This is a genomic window from Chryseobacterium sp. JUb7, from assembly GCF_024806495.1.
Lineage (GTDB): Bacteria > Bacteroidota > Bacteroidia > Flavobacteriales > Weeksellaceae > Chryseobacterium.
The window spans coordinates 216290-234295 of the sequence record NZ_JANUFF010000003.1; the positions used below are offsets into that span (position 1 = coordinate 216290).

The window sequence follows — 18006 nt, forward strand, 5'->3', positions numbered from 1 at the left end:
ATGATACAATTCTTTTACGAAAACTTACCGGAATCTGTAAATACAGAATATACAAAATGGCTGAAAGATATTATTCTTTCAGAAGGAAAAAAACTTGGTGAAATCAATTATATTTTCTGCGATGACGAATATTTATTGAAAGTAAATCAAGATTATTTACAGCATGACTATTATACTGATATCATAACATTTGACTATGTAAAAGGCAAGACAATAAGCGGAGAGATTTTTGTATCTTTGCAGCGCATTTCTGACAACGCTTCTACTCTATCCAAAGAATACGAAGAAGAACTGAGAAGAGTTTTAGCTCACGGTATTCTTCATCTTTCAGGATACAAGGATAAAACCGAAGAAGAAGAGCAGTTAATGAGAAGCAAAGAAGATTTTTATTTAGCTCAATATAATTAAGATTCAAAACTTTTTAAAGAATCTATAATGCCGCACACCGCACTCAATATTCTCTTCTACTAAAAGAAAATACATGTAGACAAAATGTTGCGATCGGGCCTAAAATAAAAAGTACGGAACAAGCAGTTTAGACTTGTAAATTCAAACAATGTTTCACGTGAAACATTTGTAAAATAGACTAAAAATATAAGGCTTTAAATAAGCAGTAAAAAAATGATATCAGAAATATATGATGTAATCGTAGTTGGTGCCGGTCACGCAGGATGTGAAGCAGCAGCTGCAGCAGCCAATTTGGGTTCGAAAACTCTGCTCGTTACCATGAACATGCAGACGATCGGACAGATGAGTTGCAACCCCGCGATGGGAGGAATTGCAAAAGGACAGATCGTAAGAGAGATCGATTCAATGGGAGGTTATTCAGGAATTATAGCGGATAAATCTGCTATTCAGTTCAAAATGCTGAACCTTTCAAAAGGTCCTGCAATGTGGTCTCCAAGAACACAAAATGACAGAATGCTTTTCGCAGAAGAATGGCGCCTGGCATTAGAAAATACTCCTAATCTTGATTTCTTTCAGGATATGGTAAAACAATTAATTATCGAAAATAATAAAGTAGCAGGAGTTGTTACTTCATTAGGAATCGAAATAAGATCCAAATCCGTAGTGCTTACAAACGGAACTTTCCTGAACGGTTTAATCCATGTTGGAGATAAACAATTAGGAGGAGGAAGAATGGGTGAGCCGAGAGCTTTTGGTATAACAGAACAATTGGTTTCTTTAGGCTTTGAAGCTGGAAGAATGAAGACAGGTACTCCACCGAGAGTAGACGGGAGAAGCCTGGATTATTCTAAAATGGAAGAACAGAAAGGAGATGAAAATCCACAAAAATTCAGCTATTTAGATACCCCAAAATTAACCAAACAATTAAGCTGTCATATCGTTTATACGAATGAAACGGTACACGATATTCTACGTGAAGGTTTCGATAGGAGCCCAATGTTTAATGGTACAATCCAAAGCTTAGGACCAAGATATTGTCCAAGTATTGAAGATAAAATCAACCGCTTTGCAGAAAGAACGAGACATCAATTATTTGTAGAACCTGAAGGCTGGAGAACAGTAGAGATCTATGTAAATGGATTCAGTTCTTCTCTTCCGGAAGATGTTCAGATCAAAGCTATGAAGCATATCCCAGGATTTGAGAACGTAAAAGTATTCCGTCCAGGCTACGCCATTGAATATGACTACTTCCCTCCTACCCAATTGAAGCATACTTTAGAAACAAAATTGATCGACAATTTATACTTTGCAGGACAGATTAATGGGACAACAGGATATGAAGAAGCAGCAGGACAAGGTCTGATTGCCGGTATCAATGCACACAATAAAGTTAAAGAAAAAGAAGAATTTATCCTTAACAGAGATGAAGCTTATATTGGAGTTTTAGTAGATGATTTAATTACTAAAGGAACAGAAGAGCCTTACAGAATGTTTACTTCAAGAGCGGAATACAGACTTCTTTTAAGACAAGATAATGCTGATATCAGACTTACAGAAAAAGCTTTTGACTTAGGTTTAGCAAAAGAAGAAAGATTAAAAAGAGTTCAGGAGAAAGTATCTAAAAGTCAGGAACTTGAAGACTTTTTACGAGAAACTTCTTTAAAACCTGGAGTTATTAACCCTATCTTAGAAAGTATTGAAAGTAACCCTGTAGATCAGGCTTACAGAGCTTCACAATTTCTAACAAGACCAAATATTACACTAGATAAATTAGATAATATTGATGTTATTAAAGAATTTACGTCTCAATTTGACGATGAAGTAAGAGAACAGGCAGAAGTAAATATTAAATATAGAGGCTATATTGAAAAGGAAAAAGAAAATGTTGCCAAACTAAATCGTTTAGAAAACATTAAAATTCCTGAGGATTTTGATTATAAAGCTATATCAAGTCTATCTTCCGAAGCAAAACAAAAAATGTCTAATGTGAGACCAAAAACAATTGCTCAGGCTGGAAGAATCAGCGGGGTTTCTCCTGCTGATATTAATGTTTTACTAGTCTATTTAGGACGTTAAATTGAAAATGTTTCACGTGAAACATTTATAAAATAAAAGCAAAAATTAAGGTATCTATGAATGTATAATATGCTAGTAGATATCTTAATTTTTAATTTAAAAGAAACAATTCAATGAAAATAAAAGATCATTTTCTATCCCAGGAAATATTTGAAATTAAAGAAACAGATACAAAAGGAGTTTTCAAGACCTCCCCTATTCCATCAAATATTTCCAAATATTATGAAAGTGAAGATTATATTTCCCATCATCAGGATTCAGGAAGCTTAAAAGAAAAGTTATATAAATTTTTACAATCATTCAATTTACAGTATAAAAAAACAATTCTTCAGGACAGAATACCAAAAGGCTCAAGAGTATTAGACTACGGCTGCGGTGCAGGAGAATTTGTAAAATATATAGAAAATGATTTTGAGACTTTCGGTTTTGAGCCGGATTCAGATGCTCGAAAAGCAGCGAAAAGTAAAATTACAAAAGCAAAAATTTTAGATAATATCAATTTAATTGAAGATAAAAGTTTAAATGCAATTACCCTCTGGCATGTTTTCGAGCATGTAGAAAACCAGGATGAAATGCTTGAAATTTTTAACAGCAAATTAAAAGAAAAAGGATTGTTAATTATCGCTGTTCCCAATCCTACTTCGTTTGATGCAAAACATTATAAAGAATATTGGGCAGCTTATGATGTACCAAGACATATTTATCATTTTTCAAAAAACGGAATGGAAAATTTAATTTCTAAAAAACCAAACTGGAAAATGAGAAAAATCAAACCTTTGATGCTTGACTCTTATTACATCTCCATGTTGAGCGAAAAATATAAGAAATCTCCTCTTTTTTGGTTAAAAGCCACGATCTACGGAACGATTTCTAACGTAAAAGCCCTTTTTTCGAACGAATTTTCAAGTTTGATATACATTATCGAAAAAAAGTAGAAAATCGAAATTAAAGCCATTTCTGAAGGTCAATTTTCAGCATTTTCATCATAAAAATCTAAAAACTCTGGAATTCTTCCCGAGTTTTATTTTTTTTACTTCTCCCCTATCTTAAAAATTTATACCCTTTTTATTCAAAAAACTAAATTTCTGAAAAAATCACTTCTTTCAACTGTAATTTTGTTAGTAAAAAGTTAGTAACCTTAAAAATGAGACAGAAATTTCAAACGCATTAGAAATTTGAGATTTTTTATAAAAACGAAATTATGTTTTAGGGCAAAATAATTAGATACTACTAGACTCATAGTATTGAGTAAGAAACAAAAATTTGAACTTTTACAAAACCTATAATCAAAGATTCATATACCTATAGATTGACAAACTTTTTAAACAAATAAAATTTTAAAATTATTTTCCCGGAAAATTGAAGGCAAATAAAAATACATGGATAATCTAAATTTTAATAATCATCTCAAAAACGATTTCCATCTCTTTTTTAGAAAGACGAATTTTTTATGATTTTCAAAATGTAAAGATTTATGAAAAATAAAAAGTCCACTGAAAAATTTCAGCGGACTCAAAATTTATAAAAATTTTAATTTTCTTATTTATTAATAGCAGCAACTCCCGGGAGTTCCAAACCTTCTAAACTTTCAAGCATTGCTCCACCTCCGGTAGAAACATAACTTACTTTTTCGCCATAACCGAATTGCTTAACAAAAGCTACACTGTCTCCTCCCCCAACTAAAGAGAAAGCACCTTGTTTTGTAGCTTCAGCAATACTGTCTCCAAGAGCAATAGTTCCCGCAGCAAAGTTTGACATTTCGAAAACTCCGATCGGACCGTTCCAAAGAATTGTTCTGGAATTTAAAAGAACATCGTTAAACTGATCTCTGGATTTTGGCCCAGCATCCAATCCCATCCACCCTTCAGGAATTTCGTAAATATCTGCTTCTCTTCTGTCAGCATCATTACTGAAACTTTCAGCAATAATTGTGTCAGACGGAAGATAAACTTTTACATTATGCTCTTTAGCTTTTCCTAAAATTTCCAATGCCAACGGTAGCTTGTCTTCCTCCACCAATGAAGTTCCGATTTTGCCACCCAAAGCTTTAATAAAAGTAAATGCCATACCTCCTCCGATAATTAAATTATCAACTGCAGGAAGGATATTTTCTATAATGGTAATTTTAGTTGAAACCTTAGATCCACCAAGAATAGCAGTAACAGGGCGTTCTCCAGATTTTAATACTTTATCAATAGCTTTTAGTTCATTAGCCATTAATAAACCGAAAAACTTAGTTGACGGAAAGTATTCAGCGATTACAGCTGTTGAAGCATGAGCTCGGTGAGCAGTTCCAAAAGCATCATTCACATAAGCATCTCCCAATTTGGAAAGTTGCTCAGCAAAACCTTCATCACCCTTTTCCTCTTCATTATGAAAACGTAGATTTTCTAACAAAAGAATTTCTCCGGGCTTAAGATCATTGGCAGCCTGTACAGCCTTCTCTCCTACACATTCATCAACGAATTTTACTTCCTTGCCAAGAACATTAGATACTTCTTCAACAATGTGCTTAAGAGAAAATTTATCATTCACCTCTCCTTTTGGTCTTCCGAGGTGAGCCATCAGGATCACAGAACCACCATCATTAAGAATTTTATCCACGGTAGGCTTTACAGCTACGATTCTCGTATTATCTGTAACTTTAAGCTGATCATCTTGCGGAACATTGAAATCAACTCTTACAAGAGCTTTCTTTTCATTAAAATTGAAATCATTGATTGTTTTCATATGTACATTTATATTATTTCTTCGGGCATCAGGAGTCGACTTCGTTTAAAGCCTGGCAAGAAAATGCGGGCAAGTCGGCTTCCTGAATATTTTTGAATTTTCGTTTCACAAATGTAAGATTTTAAAATTTTTGAAAAGACGCAACCCTTCAAAAGTTTTCAAAAAGTTTCCCCCAACCCAGTCATTCAATAATCAACATATTCTCTTCTCTTTAAAAAAAGAAATAATGTATATGTTGTTGAGTCTTGTTAGTAACGGGGATAAGTTTTGTCTTAAAACTTGGTAACAAATAATTTTTATTCAATTCACATTTTATCTACATTATAATTTGCTGTGAATGTGATTCTTCAAACACTTATTAACAAATATGGATAACTTTTCCCCAATTCCCTTTATTAATAAGTGTTTTATGGAAAACCTAAAGATTACTCCCCAAAAACTTTTTGAAAATTGTGAGCAAAAAATTTGGACTTAAATTCCATTACAAATTTTTCTAATGTTACGAAACATTTAATTCAGGATACTTTTCCACAGTTACTAACAATGCATTTCACAAATTACTCCCGAAAATTTAAGACTTATCCACATTATACTTACATTTGTGTGGAAATAAATCTAAAAAGACTTAATACAAGAATTATGAAAAGAAAAATCGCTATTGCCGCTGACCATGCAGGTTACGAGTATAAGGAGATTGTTAAGAACTATTTATCAGAAAACTTTGAGGTTCAGGATTTTGGAACGTTTTCCACAGACAGTGTGGATTATCCGGACTTTGTACACCCTGCAGCAACATCTGTAGAGAATGGAGAGAATGAATTGGGAATATTGATCTGCGGAAGTGGAAACGGTGTTCAGATCACTGCCAACAAACATCAGAAAATCCGTTGTGCTCTTTGCTGGATGCCTGAGATTGCAAGCCTGGCGAGACAACATAATGATGCCAATATGATTTCGATGCCGGCAAGGTTTATATCTAAGGAATTGGCTATAGAAATAGTAGATAAATTTCTATCAACAGACTTCGAAGGTGGCAGACACCAGAACAGAGTTGATAAAATTGCATTTTGCTAAATATATAAAGGCTTGTAAATCAATTTACAAGCCTTATTTGTTTTTTATTTAGTATCTTTGCGATGTCCAATAGAAAATACAAGTCTATTATTTCCATTTACCGATTTGATATTTAAAAGATATTTATAAAAGGTTTTTCTCTCCTCTTCTCCATATTTGTAGTATTTTTATAAAACTAAACTCCCAGTTGTAAAATATTTGGAAGGAAAATTGATATTAGAATTAAGTAAAAAATTAATAAGTTCATGAAGATAAAGGCATCTCTGATCCTGCTTTTTGTATTGAGTTGTTTCCAGGCCCAGGAAATACAAGATAAAGATGCTTTTAAAAAATGTAAGAAAGAATTCGGTAAAAAGATTTGTCTTTCTGATGAAGATAAAGACAGAATTTTATTTTATTTAGATCAATGTCCAAAAGAGACAGGTACCATTGAAAATAAAGGGTGTCCGTGGCCAGATTCTGACAGTGACGGTGCTATTGATAAAGATGATTTGTGTCTCAATGTTTCCGGACCTCCAGAAAATAAAGGCTGTCCTTGGCCGGATACCGATGGTGACGGAATTTTAGATAAAGATGATGCCTGTCCTACAGTTCCCGGTGTTTCAAGCGAGAATGGTTGTCCGATTACAAGAACAGTAAATACCAAAATATTTTCTGCAGAAGAATTGGAAAAAATTAAATCTGACTTTCTTGAGAATAATAAAAATGTAAATTATCATCTGTTAGCAGATTATATATTTAGCAAACTAGAAAGAAATGATTTTAAAAATAAAGTTTTATATATCAATCTGATACACATTTTGAGGCAAGGGTGCGGAAGAGATATGAATGATTATTCAGACAAGAATGTAATCAATGTATTAAAGTTTAAATCTTTTTGGGACAACAGAAATTTCAAAAAATTTGTAAATGTCTTTCCCAATACAATCATAGTGCCCCTTCCCTATGAATTGAATAAAGAGTATTCTGAGGTATTTGCACAAACGGGAGGTACAAATTATAAAGGAATTCCAAAGTCTAAAATAAAAAGCTATGATGCTTATAACGCCAGAGGAAAATTCATGACAGATCAGGAAATAAAAAAGACTAAATTTTATGATTATGAAAGAGTTTTATACAGCGATATATTGAATATAGACTTTGAAATAAAGAAAAACAAAGTAAAATTCTCATTCGGAAGAGAAAATTTTTATACAGAATATACAGATTCTAAATATATAGAAATCTCAGAACCGGAATATATGAGAGATTAATAATAAGAAAATTAACATGCCAAAAAAAAGAAAATATATAAGCCACAAAAATGATCATAAACTTCAGGAAATCGGAAGACTGATCCTGCGTTTTATGAACGAAAATTCTACGAAGATCTATAATTATAAGCAGATCTCAGACGGAATAGATTATAAGAATCCAAGACAGAGAGAGCTTGTGATTCAGGCTTTGCATAAACTTCAGTCTTCCGAAAGAATTAAGGAAACTGAAAAAGGAAAATATATCATTAATCTTAATATCAAAGGTACACTTACAGGTATTATCGACTTTAATCAGTCAGGAAATGCTTATGTAAATGTTGAAGGATTGGAAGATGATGTCTTTATCCATTCAAAAAATGTAAAAGATGCGTTGCAGGGCGATAAAGTTTTAATTGTAACGTATACCTACAAAGGGAAAAAAATTGAAGGTTCTGTACTGGAAGTTCTGGAAAGAACCAGAACCGAATTTGTAGGAACTTTACAAGTAGTTGCCCATAAGGATTTTGGGTTTGTAGTGTGTGATAAAAAATCAATTAATACTGATATTTTTATTCCTAAAGGAAAATTCGGGGGTGCAGAAGACGGTGATAAAGTTATTGTAAAAATGACAGAATGGAAACCCGGAGATAAGAATCCTGAAGGCGAAATTATTCAGGTTTTAGGTGCTCCTGGAGAACATGAAACTGAGATCCACTCTATTCTTGCTGAATATGGTTTACCTTACAGTTTCCCTGAAGAAGTGGAAAGAGATGCTGATAAAATTGACAGAAGTATCAATGAAGCGGAGGTTGCAAAACGCTGGGATATGCGTGATGTGCTTACATTTACCATTGACCCTAAAGATGCCAAAGATTTCGATGATGCCTTATCAATGAGGAAGTTAGATAATGGAAATTGGGAAATAGGAGTTCATATTGCAGATGTTTCCCATTATGTAGTGCCGGGAACTATTCTGGATGATGAAGCTTATCAAAGAGCGACTTCTGTTTATTTGGTAGACCGCGTTGTACCGATGCTTCCGGAAGTTTTGAGTAACGATGTATGTTCGCTTCGTCCACATGAAGATAAGTTTACATTTTCAGCCGTTTTCGAACTTAATGACAATGCTGAAATTCAGAAACAGTGGTTTGGAAGAACAGTTATTCATTCCGACAGAAGATTCACATATGAAGAAGCTCAGGAAAGAATAGAAACTCAGGAAGGTGATCTGGCAGAAGAAATTTTGGTTCTGGATAAACTGGCCAAAATTATGCGTCAGAAAAGGATCAAAAACGGTGCAATTACCTTTGACCGAAGCGAAGTTCGATTCAATTTAGATGAAAATAATCAGCCGATTGGGGTTTACTTTAAAATAAGCAAAGATTCTAATCATTTGATTGAAGAATTTATGTTGTTGGCAAACAAAAAAGTATCTGAATTTGTTTCATTAAATAAAAGAGGAGAAATCACTCAGAATACTTTTATTTACAGGGTTCACGACGATCCGGATCCTGCGAAATTAGAATCTTTAAGAGATTTTGTTTCTACATTCGGATACAAAATGGATCTGGCCAATACCAAAAAAGTAGCAGAATCTTTAAACAGATTATTGCACGATGTAAAAGGTAAAGGCGAAGAAAATATGATTGAAACATTAGCAATGCGAAGTATGAGTAAGGCGGTGTATTCTACAGAACCGATTGGTCACTATGGTCTGGGGTTTGACTATTACAGCCACTTCACCTCTCCTATCCGTCGTTATCCGGATTTGCTTGCCCACAGATTATTGCAGCATTATCTGGATGGAGGAAAATCTCCTAGCAAGCAGGAATTGGAAGATAAAGCTAAACATTGCAGTTCAATGGAAAGACTCGCTGCAGATGCAGAAAGAGATTCTATCAAATATATGCAGGTGAAATTCATGGAAAAACATTTGGGCGAAACGTTCAATGGAGTAATTTCCGGAGTTGCAGAATTTGGTTTTTGGGTAGAAATTCCTGAAAACGGCGCCGAAGGTTTGATTAAACTGAGAGATCTTATAGATGATTCTTATACTTATGATGCAAAGACACATGCGGTATACGGATCCAGACATGGAAAAAGATACCAGTTGGGAGATAATGTTCAGATCAAAGTAGTAAAAGCCAACTTAATTCAAAAACAGCTGGATTTCAAGATTGTTGAATAATGACTAAAATTGATAAGTATATTGTTTTTAGTATACTTAATGCCGTCTTGGTTTTCACAGTAATATTCAAGACGGTAGTTAATTTTTATTGGTTTATTACCATTATTGGTATCCTCGCTGTGATAAGTAATATTTTAATCAATAGAAATATTCTTAAAATAGGAAGTTTAGGCAAAAATTATTTCTTTGGAATTACTTTTCCAATGATAATTAATGCCTTTTTTCTTATTAATTATATGACAGGAATGAATCCAGTCAAGGAAACTTACTGTTACAAAAATATGATTGCAGAAGTTGGGGGAAAGTATAGTCACCAAAAAGGAAAAACTACTTACATATACTTGAGTGATAATGCTTACGAGTATTCATATATGACTCGTAGTTTTTTTATTGATTATAAAAGAATGCTATTTAAAAACCAGATTACCTATACTTTCAAGAGAGGAATATTTGGATTGAAAATTAGAAAAGATTACCAATTTACATACAGCGAAAATTGTCAGGATAACTAATACTAAAATAATTGCATTTCAAGATTGTTGATTTATTAAATCATAAAGTATAAATTTGTATAAAACGGGATGAAAACTTGTTTTCATTTTAAAACACTACTGAATGTTTGAACTTATATTATCTGCTATCGTATTAGGATTCATGTTGAGTCTGGTTTTCATAGGACCTATCTTTTTCCTGCTTATTGAAACCAGCTTTTCCAGAGGTCCGAGGCATGCCTTAGCATTGGATATTGGGGTTATTTCCGCAGATCTTTTGTGTATTCTGGCTGCTTATTATGCAAGTGCAGATATTGTAACTTTAATTGATAAACATCCTGGTTTTTACAGGATCACCTCTATCCTCATCTTTGTTTATGGGATTGTCATGATGGTCACAAAAACCAAAATGCATATGCCGGGTGAAGATAAAATCATCAATCAAAACTATTTTAAAACGTTTATTAATGGTTTTTTCTTTAATCTTTTAAACGTTGGGGTTATTCTTTTCTGGCTCGTAACAGTTATTTCTGTCAGAAATCAATATCCTGATACCGGCAGTTTTATATTATACATTGGGATCGTGATTGCTACATATCTTTGTATCGATCTTGCCAAGATATTTTTAGCCAAGCAGTTCCATGATAAACTTACTCAGTCATTAGCTAATAAAATCAGAAGAATTGTAGGGGGTATTCTTATCGTCTTCAGTTTCTTTATCTTTTTACAAAGCTTTAAAAAATTCAATCAGTTTGACAAACGACTGGAAGAAGCAGAAAAAAAAGAAGTTAAATATCAAAAAACAAAATGAAAAAAATAATCTTTCCAAAGCCACTTAAAAAAGGGGCTAAAATAGCTGTAATTTCCCCTGCAGGATCTGTAGAAGCCTCTCAGTTGGAAAAGGGAATTAAACTGATTAAAAGTAAAGGTTTTGAACCTGTTCTGGGTAAAAATCTTTATTCCAAATATTCGAACGGTTACAATTATGCAGGGACAGAACAGGAAAGAATAAAAGATATCAACTGGGCTCTAAATGATAAGGAAATTTCTGCAGTATGGGCCTCCAGAGGTGGTTATGGATGCCAGCATCTGATCGAACATATAAAACTGAAAAATTTTACAGAAAATCCTAAATGGTACATCGGGTATTCTGATAACACAGTGATCCAGAGTTATTTGCTGAAAAAAGGTTTTGCTTCGATTCACGGACAAACTATTAAAACATCGAGTTTTGGAGTTACAGACGAAAGTTATGATCTGATTTTTGATACTTTGAAAGGCAAAATGCCAAAATACAGCCTTAAATCATACCAATTAAATAAAAAAGGGAATATTGAAGGAGAATTGATTGGAGGTAATCTAGCCCTTATTTATGCCCTTCTGGGAACAAAATATTCTTTTGACTTTAGAGATAAAATTTTATTTATTGAAGATATAGGTGAAAATTTTTATGCGTTAGACAGAATGATCATGAGTCTGGAACTGGCAGGAGTTTTCAATAAAATTTCAGGTTTGATTATTGGTGGGATGACCAATATGGGCGACGAAAAGGAGAATAAGCAATACGCAGAAAGCTTCGATAAATTTGCTTATAAATTAATTTCAGACAGAATTTCAAAGTATAAATTTCCTGTAGTTTTTGGTTTTCCAAACGGTCATATCAAAGACAACCGACCTTTGATTATAGGAAGTAAAATAAAAATGAAAGTTGCTGATAAGGTAAAAATAGAGTTTTAATTTTTTAACATAAAAATGTCTGGGTATACCCTATCTGAAAATGGCAACTCACAATGATTTCGGAAAAAAAGCAGAAGATTTTGCAGTAGAGTTTCTATTGAAGCATCACTATAAAATCCTTGTAAGGAATTTCCGTTTTCAAAAAGCTGAGATTGATATTATTACTGAAAAAGATAACCTGATTGTTATTGTAGAAGTAAAAGCACGCTCTACAGACGCGTTTATACTGCCTCAGGAAGCAGTTACAAAAACTAAAATCCGCTCGATTGTTTCTGCAGCCAATCATTATCTGGAGGAATTTAGTAAAAATCAGGAAGTAAGATTTGATATTATATCAGTTCTTCCTGATGAAAAAGGGAGATTAACTGTTGAACATATTATTGATGCTTTTGAAGCATTTGATGCCAATTAATCATGCAAAATATAGACTGGGAAATTATTTATTCTATCGTAGTTTATGTATTAAAAAATTATCCTTTTAAAATAATTTTGTACTCATCTATAAGTTTAGTTATAAGCTTTGTGATAAGTATCATGACTACTCTACTGCTTAGAAAATATAAATTGATTTCCCGTGAACAGAAATATTACAATTGGTTGGTTAAGCTTTACATTCCTCTTATTTTCATTGTCAATATTATTTTTTCTATTAAAATAGGATTGTTTTGGGGTGTTTATGAAGCCCTTAAAAAAGACAGTTATTCTGTTTCTGAGCAGGTTTATTATTCGGGTTCGCAATATATTTTTAAGGATGAAAAATCTAAGGCAGTATTTATTGCTGATCTTAAATCCATTGTTTCAGAATTGAGCAGAAATAATAAGAATATAAAAGTTGAGATCGTAGACATTGCAAAGATTTATGAAACGAAATATAAATTGGTAAATCGTCCTAAAAACTGGCTGGCCTCCTTATTTGCAGATCATTATGGAGACAGGATTCATACCCTGGTGCTCTATGGGATACTGAATTCTATTCCTCATGTAGATATTAGCGGAAACCTTTCTTATAATGAATTTGATCAATTATCTGGAAAACTATTAGAGTTAAATCCTGAAAATGTAGAGAAGTCTATTATAGAGAAAATTCAGAATCTGTTTTTAATGATCTTAAAGTCTCAGTTTAGATTAATTATAAAAGGAATTTTTATTATCTGGGGGCTTCTTATGTTAGTTCCCTGGCTTGAATTCGGAATTTACAAATACATGATGAGAAGAAATTTAAAAAATCAAAAAATCAACAGCGAAAAGCAATAAATTATGAAGACAATATTGATAACCGGAGCTACTTCCGGAATAGGAAAATCAACGGCAGAACTTTTTGCAAAGCAAGGTAACAGAATTATTATCTGTGGAAGAAGAATAGAAGTCTTAGAATCTCTGAAAACAGAATTATCTGATTTTACCGAAGTTTTTAGTTTGGTGTTTGATGTCAGAAATTTGAAAGAAGTTGAAGCAGCGGTAAACTCTCTTCCTGAAGAATGGAAAAATATAGATGTTCTTATCAATAATGCAGGGAATGCTCATGGTTTGGAACCTCTTTCTAACGGGAATACAGATGATTGGGATTCTATGATCGACGGGAATGTGAAAGGACTACTCTATGTATCCAAAACGATTATTCCAATGATGAAAGACAAGAATTCGGGACATATCGTAAACATTAGTTCAGTCGCAGCAAGACAGACTTATGCAAATGGTGTTGTTTACTGTTCAACTAAAAAAGCAGTTGATGTAATTTCTGAAGGAATGAGGCTTGAGCTGACAGAATTCGGAATCAGAGTAACGAATATTCAGCCGGGTGCTGTAGAGACAGATTTTTCATTAGTAAGATTTAAAGGAGATCGTGAAAGGGCAGCAACTGTTTATGCCGGCTATGAACCTTTAAAGGCTGAAGATATTGCAGATTCGATTGCGTACTGTGTAAATGCTCCCAAGCATGTGTGTGTGTCTGATATGACTATTTATCCGACTGCTCAGGCAGAACCGAGAACGATTTACAGAAAGTAGTTTTTAGAAAAGAATTAAATTTGCAGAAACAATTAAAAAGCATTTTGTCTTTTTTGTAAATTTAAAAATCTTAAAATTTAAAAATGAAAATTCTATATATTGAAACTTCTTCAAAAAACTGTTCGGTGGCTATATCAGATGATGAAAAGCTGTTGTGCCTTACAGAAGAAGTTTCAGAAAACTATAAACAGTCCGAAAGCCTTCACACTTTTGTGGAATGGGCTTTGGAAGGGGCAGGGATATCTATGAAAGATATTGAGATGGTTTCTTTGGGCAAAGGTCCGGGTTCTTATACCGGACTAAGGATTGGTGCCGCATCTGCAAAAGGATTTTGTTACGGACTAAAGGTTCCTTTGATTGCCATAAATTCTCTTGAAAGCATGATAGAGCCTTTTTTAGGCAAAAACTATGACTTTATAATCCCTTTGATAGATGCAAGAAGAATGGAGGTTTATACAGCTGTTTATGACGGAACAACAGGAGAGGAGATATTACAGACGGAAGCCAAAATTTTAGATGAAACTTCTTTTGAAGAATTTAAAGATAAAAAAATAGTATTTGTAGGAGACGGAGCAAAGAAAGCCCGAGAAATTTTACAGCTTTCGGATGCCGGTTTTGATGAAACTGTTTATCCTTCTGCACAGTATTTAATTAAGAAAACCTTGGAGAAAATAGAAAATAATGACTTTGAGGATATAGCTTATTTCGAACCATTTTACCTTAAAGATTTTCATGGAGTAAAGAAAAAGAAATCGTCGGATTCTATCTAATCATAAAATATAAACTACATAAAAAAGCGAAGATTAATCATCTTCGCTTTTTATTTTATTTCGTTTTTGCAGGTGCTGCATTAGGATTTTGCGGTTTCATATCCATTTGGACTCCGTTTTCACCAGGCATTTTAGGTGGTTTTCCGGATTGTGGAGTAGAAGGCTGCGAATTCATATTCCCGTTTGGCTGCTGCTGGTTCATCTGATTTTGTTGAGGCTGTTCCGGTTGGCCGGGTTGTCCCGGAACTGAATTTTGAGGGATGGTATTTCCCTTATTATCAGTGGCCTGGAAACTAAGGTCGCTTTTCAGGTAATTGAGCATTTCCTTAGCCTTTAAGCCTTCCGGTGTTTTAGCATAATTAAGAACGATTTGCTCCAATTGAAGAATCATGACTTCTTTTCCACTCATTTTCCCTGAATTAAAGGCATTTAATAAATAGAATTTGGGAATTAAAGCATCTTTCGGATATTTCTGAATAGCCTGGTCCAATAAATATTTACTCTCCTGAAATTTCTCAGATTCAAATAAAGCATAAGCCTGTTTATATTGATTTTCTACTTCTTCCGAAGACTTTACAAACGTGTTATTCTTAGGATTTCTGGCGAATTCAGCATAAGAGGTGTACGGATAATCTTTGATAAGAATTTGTTTGGCTCTTTCTGCAGCTTGCGGTGTTTTTTCATAGTTCATCGCAAATATTTCATATAAAGCCTGGAGCATTACTTTTTCTTCAGGCTTCACATCGATCAGATCATAAAGCGTTTTTGTGGCTAGGGGAGTGTTAGTGAAATAATTCTGATACATAATTCCCAAGCCCAGAGAAGCAGTATCTCTGTCTTTCTTAAGCTGATCCAGCTTTGAGGCATCACTCGGTATTTGTTCAATATAAAAAGCAGGCTCAAAACGTCTTGGGTTAGGAGCTGTCGTTACTCCCAGCGCTTCATTTTTCATATCTTCCAAAGAAGTCATTTTCTTAGAAAAACGCCAGTTGTCTACCAATGCTCTGTCACCCCATACCTGCTTAAAGGTTGATGTTCCCTTAGCAACAGTATTAGTATTCGCAAAATAAAATCCTTTGGTAGTTGTTCCAAAATCTGCAAAAGAATTTGGACCATTCGCAAAAAGTGAGTTCTGGCTGTAATCACCCGTGTCAAAACCTTTGCTTCTCTCGGCACGTCTTCTTTCCAGCTCTTCTTTTTCTTCTTTCAGTTTTAATTTAGCAATATATTTTGTGAAAAAATCTGTTTTCTGTTCAGGAGTCATCTTTGCTAATGAAAGAATACTGTCATTTTTCTTGATTAAATAGTAGTTTCTTGAGATTTTTTTTATGTTGATAGACTGTTCCTTCAAAAGCTCTTTTGAGGGCTCATAGGTCATCGATACAAGTGCCGAATCATAATAGCTGCCCGCTCCGATATAGTCATTTTTTTCAAGATAGCTGTTCCCAATTTCATAGTATGCCAATCCGCGAACCTGTGGATCAGAAACGTTTTCTTTAAGGGACTTTCTGAAAAACTGTTGTGCTTCCTCTTTTTTGCCAGCTTTATTGGCCATTAAGCCTAATGCATAATAAAACTCGTTCTTTCTTGAGCCGTAAGTTCCTTTTTTACTGATTCCTTCAAGATAATTTTTAGCGCCGTTATAGTCTCCTTTTCCGTTGAAAGTTTTGGCGATTTCTATCTGGGATTTAACCTCAAATTCAAAGTCATTGGCATATTTATATGCAGCAGCAAAGCTTTCTCTCGCTTTTTCATTCTGATTAAGACCTTCTAAAATTTGTCCTCTCAGATAGGCAATTCTGCTTTTCTGTTTTCTGTTGGAATTCAGTTCAAATGCCAGGTCGAGTTCTTTGGCGGCTTCTTCTTTTTTTCCGGCATCCAGATAGGTTTCCGCAGTATAGATACTTAATAATTTGCCGTAAGTCTTACTGACTCCGTCACTTTTAAGCTTTGCGAAAATATCCTGAGCTCTATGATAGTCCTTGATTTTAGCATAAGCAACTCCCTGATAGACTCTTGCCAGAGGAAGTCTTTTATCATCTTTCATATGGGTAAAGACATAATTCAGGGCGTCTAAAGCTTCAAGAGGTTTATTCTGATAAATTCTCGATTGGGCAAGGATAATATACGCGTCAAAGATCTTTTTATTCTGTTCTTCTCCGTGTTTTATCACTGAGTATTTGTTAATAGCCTTTAGTGCCTTAGCTTCAGCGATTTCCAGGGTTGTAGCTCCTTTAGGCTGACTCGGATCTGCAGCGTTGCCGTTTCCTTGTGGATTCTGCTGATTGTTTTGCTGGTTTTCACCTGGCATGCCGGGTGGCATTCCCGGAGCACTTCTTCCGGACGGTTTATTCACCTCTGCCATTTTCAGCGTGTTTTCAGCAAAAGCCGAAGACTGTCCTAGATCACTCCCTAAAGGCTGATCTTCGAAGGTAAGAATAGGGATGTAAGGCGCATAAAAATTGTCTTTATGGGCTTTATCTCTGGTTTCAAACTCCGTGGTCAATGCATCTTTAGCATTAAACAAAGTGTTGTAATATGTGGAAAACCCTTTCATAAACTTGGATCGCTGCTCAGGTCTCTTGGGTTTTGAAACACAAGAAAGCAGGAAACACGCTACTAAAAGGAATAAAATATTCTTTTTCATTTACTCAATATAACTCGCTAATCTACTTTTTATTATCAGTAGTTTGATCATTTTGTAAAAATAATAAAAATTTATATTGAAAAAATTTATATTTCTTTCAAAATTTTGTAAACCAAATGGGTTGGAAGACCCATAATGGTGTAAAAGCTACCATTCATTCTTCTGATTTTTGCCATTCCCAGCCATTCCTGTATTCCGTAGCTTCCGGCTTTGTCAAAAGGTTTGTATTGCTGGATATAATAATCTATTTCGGAATCTGTAATCACATCAAATTCTACATCTGCCACGTCTGTTTCAGTAATAGTTTTGTCTACAGTTTTTATGGTAATTCCTGTATATACCTGATGGGTTTTCCCGGATAAAAGTTTAAGCATGTTTAGAGCATCACGTTTATCTTTAGGTTTTCCAAGGAATTGGTTATCAATGGCTACTACAGTATCAGCCGTAAGTAAAACTTCTCCTTCTTCCAGTTTTCTGAACGCATCAGCTTTCAATTCAGAAAGATAGGCAGCAGAATCACTTACTGTTATATGCTCAGGTACAATTTCTTCACAATCAATTTTCACGACTTCAAATTCAAAGCCTAAACTAGACAAAAGTTCTTTTCGCCTGGGAGATTGAGAGGCTAGTAATATTTTCATTA

General features: G+C 34.0%; 16 protein-coding genes. 13 read left to right on the forward strand and 3 right to left on the reverse strand.

The genetic code is table 11. The annotated features are described in order from the left end of the window. The 3 genes from ybeY (at window position 1) to M2373_RS07900 (ending at window position 3419) form a co-directional block, all read left to right on the forward strand. Window positions 1–408 (forward strand): rRNA maturation RNase YbeY, encoded by a 408-nt coding sequence (ybeY, locus tag M2373_RS07890; protein ID WP_259109297.1) that lies wholly within the window; start codon window positions 1–3, stop codon window positions 406–408. A gap of 213 nt (window positions 409–621) precedes the next feature. After that, complete coding sequence (gene mnmG, locus M2373_RS07895; protein WP_259109299.1) at window positions 622–2484, forward strand: tRNA uridine-5-carboxymethylaminomethyl(34) synthesis enzyme MnmG; 1863 nt, start codon at window positions 622–624, stop codon at window positions 2482–2484. A gap of 113 nt (window positions 2485–2597) precedes the next feature. Continuing rightward, window positions 2598–3419: a bifunctional 2-polyprenyl-6-hydroxyphenol methylase/3-demethylubiquinol 3-O-methyltransferase UbiG gene (locus M2373_RS07900; RefSeq protein ID WP_259109301.1), complete on the forward strand. Its 822-nt coding sequence runs from the start codon at window positions 2598–2600 to the stop codon at window positions 3417–3419. Window positions 3420–4023: 604 nt separating this feature from the next. Here the strand turns inward: M2373_RS07900 and M2373_RS07905 are convergent. Beyond that, window positions 4024–5214, reverse strand: coding sequence for a phosphoglycerate kinase (locus M2373_RS07905; RefSeq protein ID WP_259109303.1), 1191 nt, complete (start codon window positions 5212–5214; stop codon window positions 4024–4026). 639 nt (window positions 5215–5853) lie between these two features. Here M2373_RS07905 and rpiB point away from each other — a divergent pair. From rpiB to tsaB, 10 genes are all read left to right on the forward strand, one after another. Continuing rightward, entirely contained in the window at window positions 5854–6288 is a 435-nt protein-coding gene (gene rpiB, locus M2373_RS07910; RefSeq protein WP_259109305.1) for a ribose 5-phosphate isomerase B, read from the forward strand. Between the two features lie 245 nt (window positions 6289–6533). After that, the gene (locus M2373_RS22580) at window positions 6534–7541 is read left to right on the forward strand and encodes a hypothetical protein (protein ID WP_409013194.1); all 1008 of its coding nucleotides are present in this window, start codon (window positions 6534–6536) and stop codon (window positions 7539–7541) included. 16 nt (window positions 7542–7557) lie between these two features. Continuing rightward, on the forward strand, window positions 7558–9711 hold the full coding sequence (rnr, locus tag M2373_RS07920; RefSeq protein ID WP_259109307.1) for a ribonuclease R: 2154 nt from the start codon (window positions 7558–7560) through the stop codon (window positions 9709–9711). Beyond that, window positions 9711–10223, forward strand: coding sequence for a hypothetical protein (locus tag M2373_RS07925; RefSeq protein WP_259109309.1), 513 nt, complete (start codon window positions 9711–9713; stop codon window positions 10221–10223). The genes rnr and M2373_RS07925 overlap by 1 nt, the downstream gene beginning before the upstream one ends. Window positions 10224–10326: 103 nt before the next feature. Continuing rightward, window positions 10327–11013 (forward strand): LysE family translocator, encoded by a 687-nt coding sequence (locus tag M2373_RS07930; RefSeq protein WP_259109311.1) that lies wholly within the window; start codon window positions 10327–10329, stop codon window positions 11011–11013. After that, window positions 11010–11939 (forward strand): LD-carboxypeptidase, encoded by a 930-nt coding sequence (locus M2373_RS07935; protein ID WP_259109314.1) that lies wholly within the window; start codon window positions 11010–11012, stop codon window positions 11937–11939. The genes M2373_RS07930 and M2373_RS07935 overlap by 4 nt, the downstream gene beginning before the upstream one ends. A gap of 40 nt (window positions 11940–11979) precedes the next feature. Then, complete coding sequence (locus M2373_RS07940) at window positions 11980–12351, forward strand: YraN family protein (protein WP_259109316.1); 372 nt, start codon at window positions 11980–11982, stop codon at window positions 12349–12351. Between the two features lie 2 nt (window positions 12352–12353). Next, window positions 12354–13193, forward strand: coding sequence for a hypothetical protein (locus tag M2373_RS07945; RefSeq protein ID WP_259109318.1), 840 nt, complete (start codon window positions 12354–12356; stop codon window positions 13191–13193). A gap of 3 nt (window positions 13194–13196) precedes the next feature. Further along, on the forward strand, window positions 13197–13946 hold the full coding sequence (locus M2373_RS07950) for an SDR family NAD(P)-dependent oxidoreductase (protein ID WP_259109320.1): 750 nt from the start codon (window positions 13197–13199) through the stop codon (window positions 13944–13946). Between the two features lie 83 nt (window positions 13947–14029). Beyond that, the gene (gene tsaB, locus M2373_RS07955; RefSeq protein ID WP_259109322.1) at window positions 14030–14716 is read left to right on the forward strand and encodes a tRNA (adenosine(37)-N6)-threonylcarbamoyltransferase complex dimerization subunit type 1 TsaB; all 687 of its coding nucleotides are present in this window, start codon (window positions 14030–14032) and stop codon (window positions 14714–14716) included. Window positions 14717–14771: 55 nt separating this feature from the next. On the opposite strand, the gene M2373_RS07960 is transcribed toward tsaB, so the two are convergent. Further along, the gene (locus M2373_RS07960; RefSeq protein ID WP_259109324.1) at window positions 14772–17363 is read right to left on the reverse strand and encodes a tetratricopeptide repeat protein; all 2592 of its coding nucleotides are present in this window, start codon (window positions 17361–17363) and stop codon (window positions 14772–14774) included. A gap of 86 nt (window positions 17364–17449) precedes the next feature. Continuing rightward, window positions 17450–18004 carry a nucleoside triphosphate pyrophosphatase gene (locus M2373_RS07965; RefSeq protein WP_259109326.1) on the reverse strand — a complete coding sequence of 185 codons (555 nt, stop codon included), beginning with the start codon at window positions 18002–18004 and terminating at the stop codon, window positions 17450–17452. Between the last annotated feature and the right edge of the window lie 2 nt (window positions 18005–18006).

Excerpts from the sequence above, each read along its gene's own strand:
- mnmG (WP_259109299.1), top strand. The coding sequence starts at position 622 with ATGATATCAGAAATATATGATGTAATCGTAGTTGGTGCCGGTCACGCA.
- M2373_RS07965 (WP_259109326.1), bottom strand. The coding sequence starts at position 18,004 with ATGAAAATATTACTAGCCTCTCAATCTCCCAGGCGAAAAGAACTTTTG.
- M2373_RS07905 (WP_259109303.1), bottom strand. The coding sequence starts at position 5,214 with ATGAAAACAATCAATGATTTCAATTTTAATGAAAAGAAAGCTCTTGTA.
- M2373_RS07945 (WP_259109318.1), top strand. The coding sequence starts at position 12,354 with ATGCAAAATATAGACTGGGAAATTATTTATTCTATCGTAGTTTATGTA.
- tsaB (WP_259109322.1), top strand. The coding sequence starts at position 14,030 with ATGAAAATTCTATATATTGAAACTTCTTCAAAAAACTGTTCGGTGGCT.
- rpiB (WP_259109305.1), top strand. The coding sequence starts at position 5,854 with ATGAAAAGAAAAATCGCTATTGCCGCTGACCATGCAGGTTACGAGTAT.
- M2373_RS07950 (WP_259109320.1), top strand. The coding sequence starts at position 13,197 with ATGAAGACAATATTGATAACCGGAGCTACTTCCGGAATAGGAAAATCA.
- rnr (WP_259109307.1), top strand. The coding sequence starts at position 7,558 with ATGCCAAAAAAAAGAAAATATATAAGCCACAAAAATGATCATAAACTT.
- ybeY (WP_259109297.1), top strand. The coding sequence starts at position 1 with ATGATACAATTCTTTTACGAAAACTTACCGGAATCTGTAAATACAGAA.
- M2373_RS07935 (WP_259109314.1), top strand. The coding sequence starts at position 11,010 with ATGAAAAAAATAATCTTTCCAAAGCCACTTAAAAAAGGGGCTAAAATA.
- M2373_RS07900 (WP_259109301.1), top strand. The coding sequence starts at position 2,598 with ATGAAAATAAAAGATCATTTTCTATCCCAGGAAATATTTGAAATTAAA.
- M2373_RS22580 (WP_409013194.1), top strand. The coding sequence starts at position 6,534 with ATGAAGATAAAGGCATCTCTGATCCTGCTTTTTGTATTGAGTTGTTTC.
- M2373_RS07960 (WP_259109324.1), bottom strand. The coding sequence starts at position 17,363 with ATGAAAAAGAATATTTTATTCCTTTTAGTAGCGTGTTTCCTGCTTTCT.
- M2373_RS07930 (WP_259109311.1), top strand. The coding sequence starts at position 10,327 with ATGTTTGAACTTATATTATCTGCTATCGTATTAGGATTCATGTTGAGT.
- M2373_RS07925 (WP_259109309.1), top strand. The coding sequence starts at position 9,711 with ATGACTAAAATTGATAAGTATATTGTTTTTAGTATACTTAATGCCGTC.
- M2373_RS07940 (WP_259109316.1), top strand. The coding sequence starts at position 11,980 with ATGGCAACTCACAATGATTTCGGAAAAAAAGCAGAAGATTTTGCAGTA.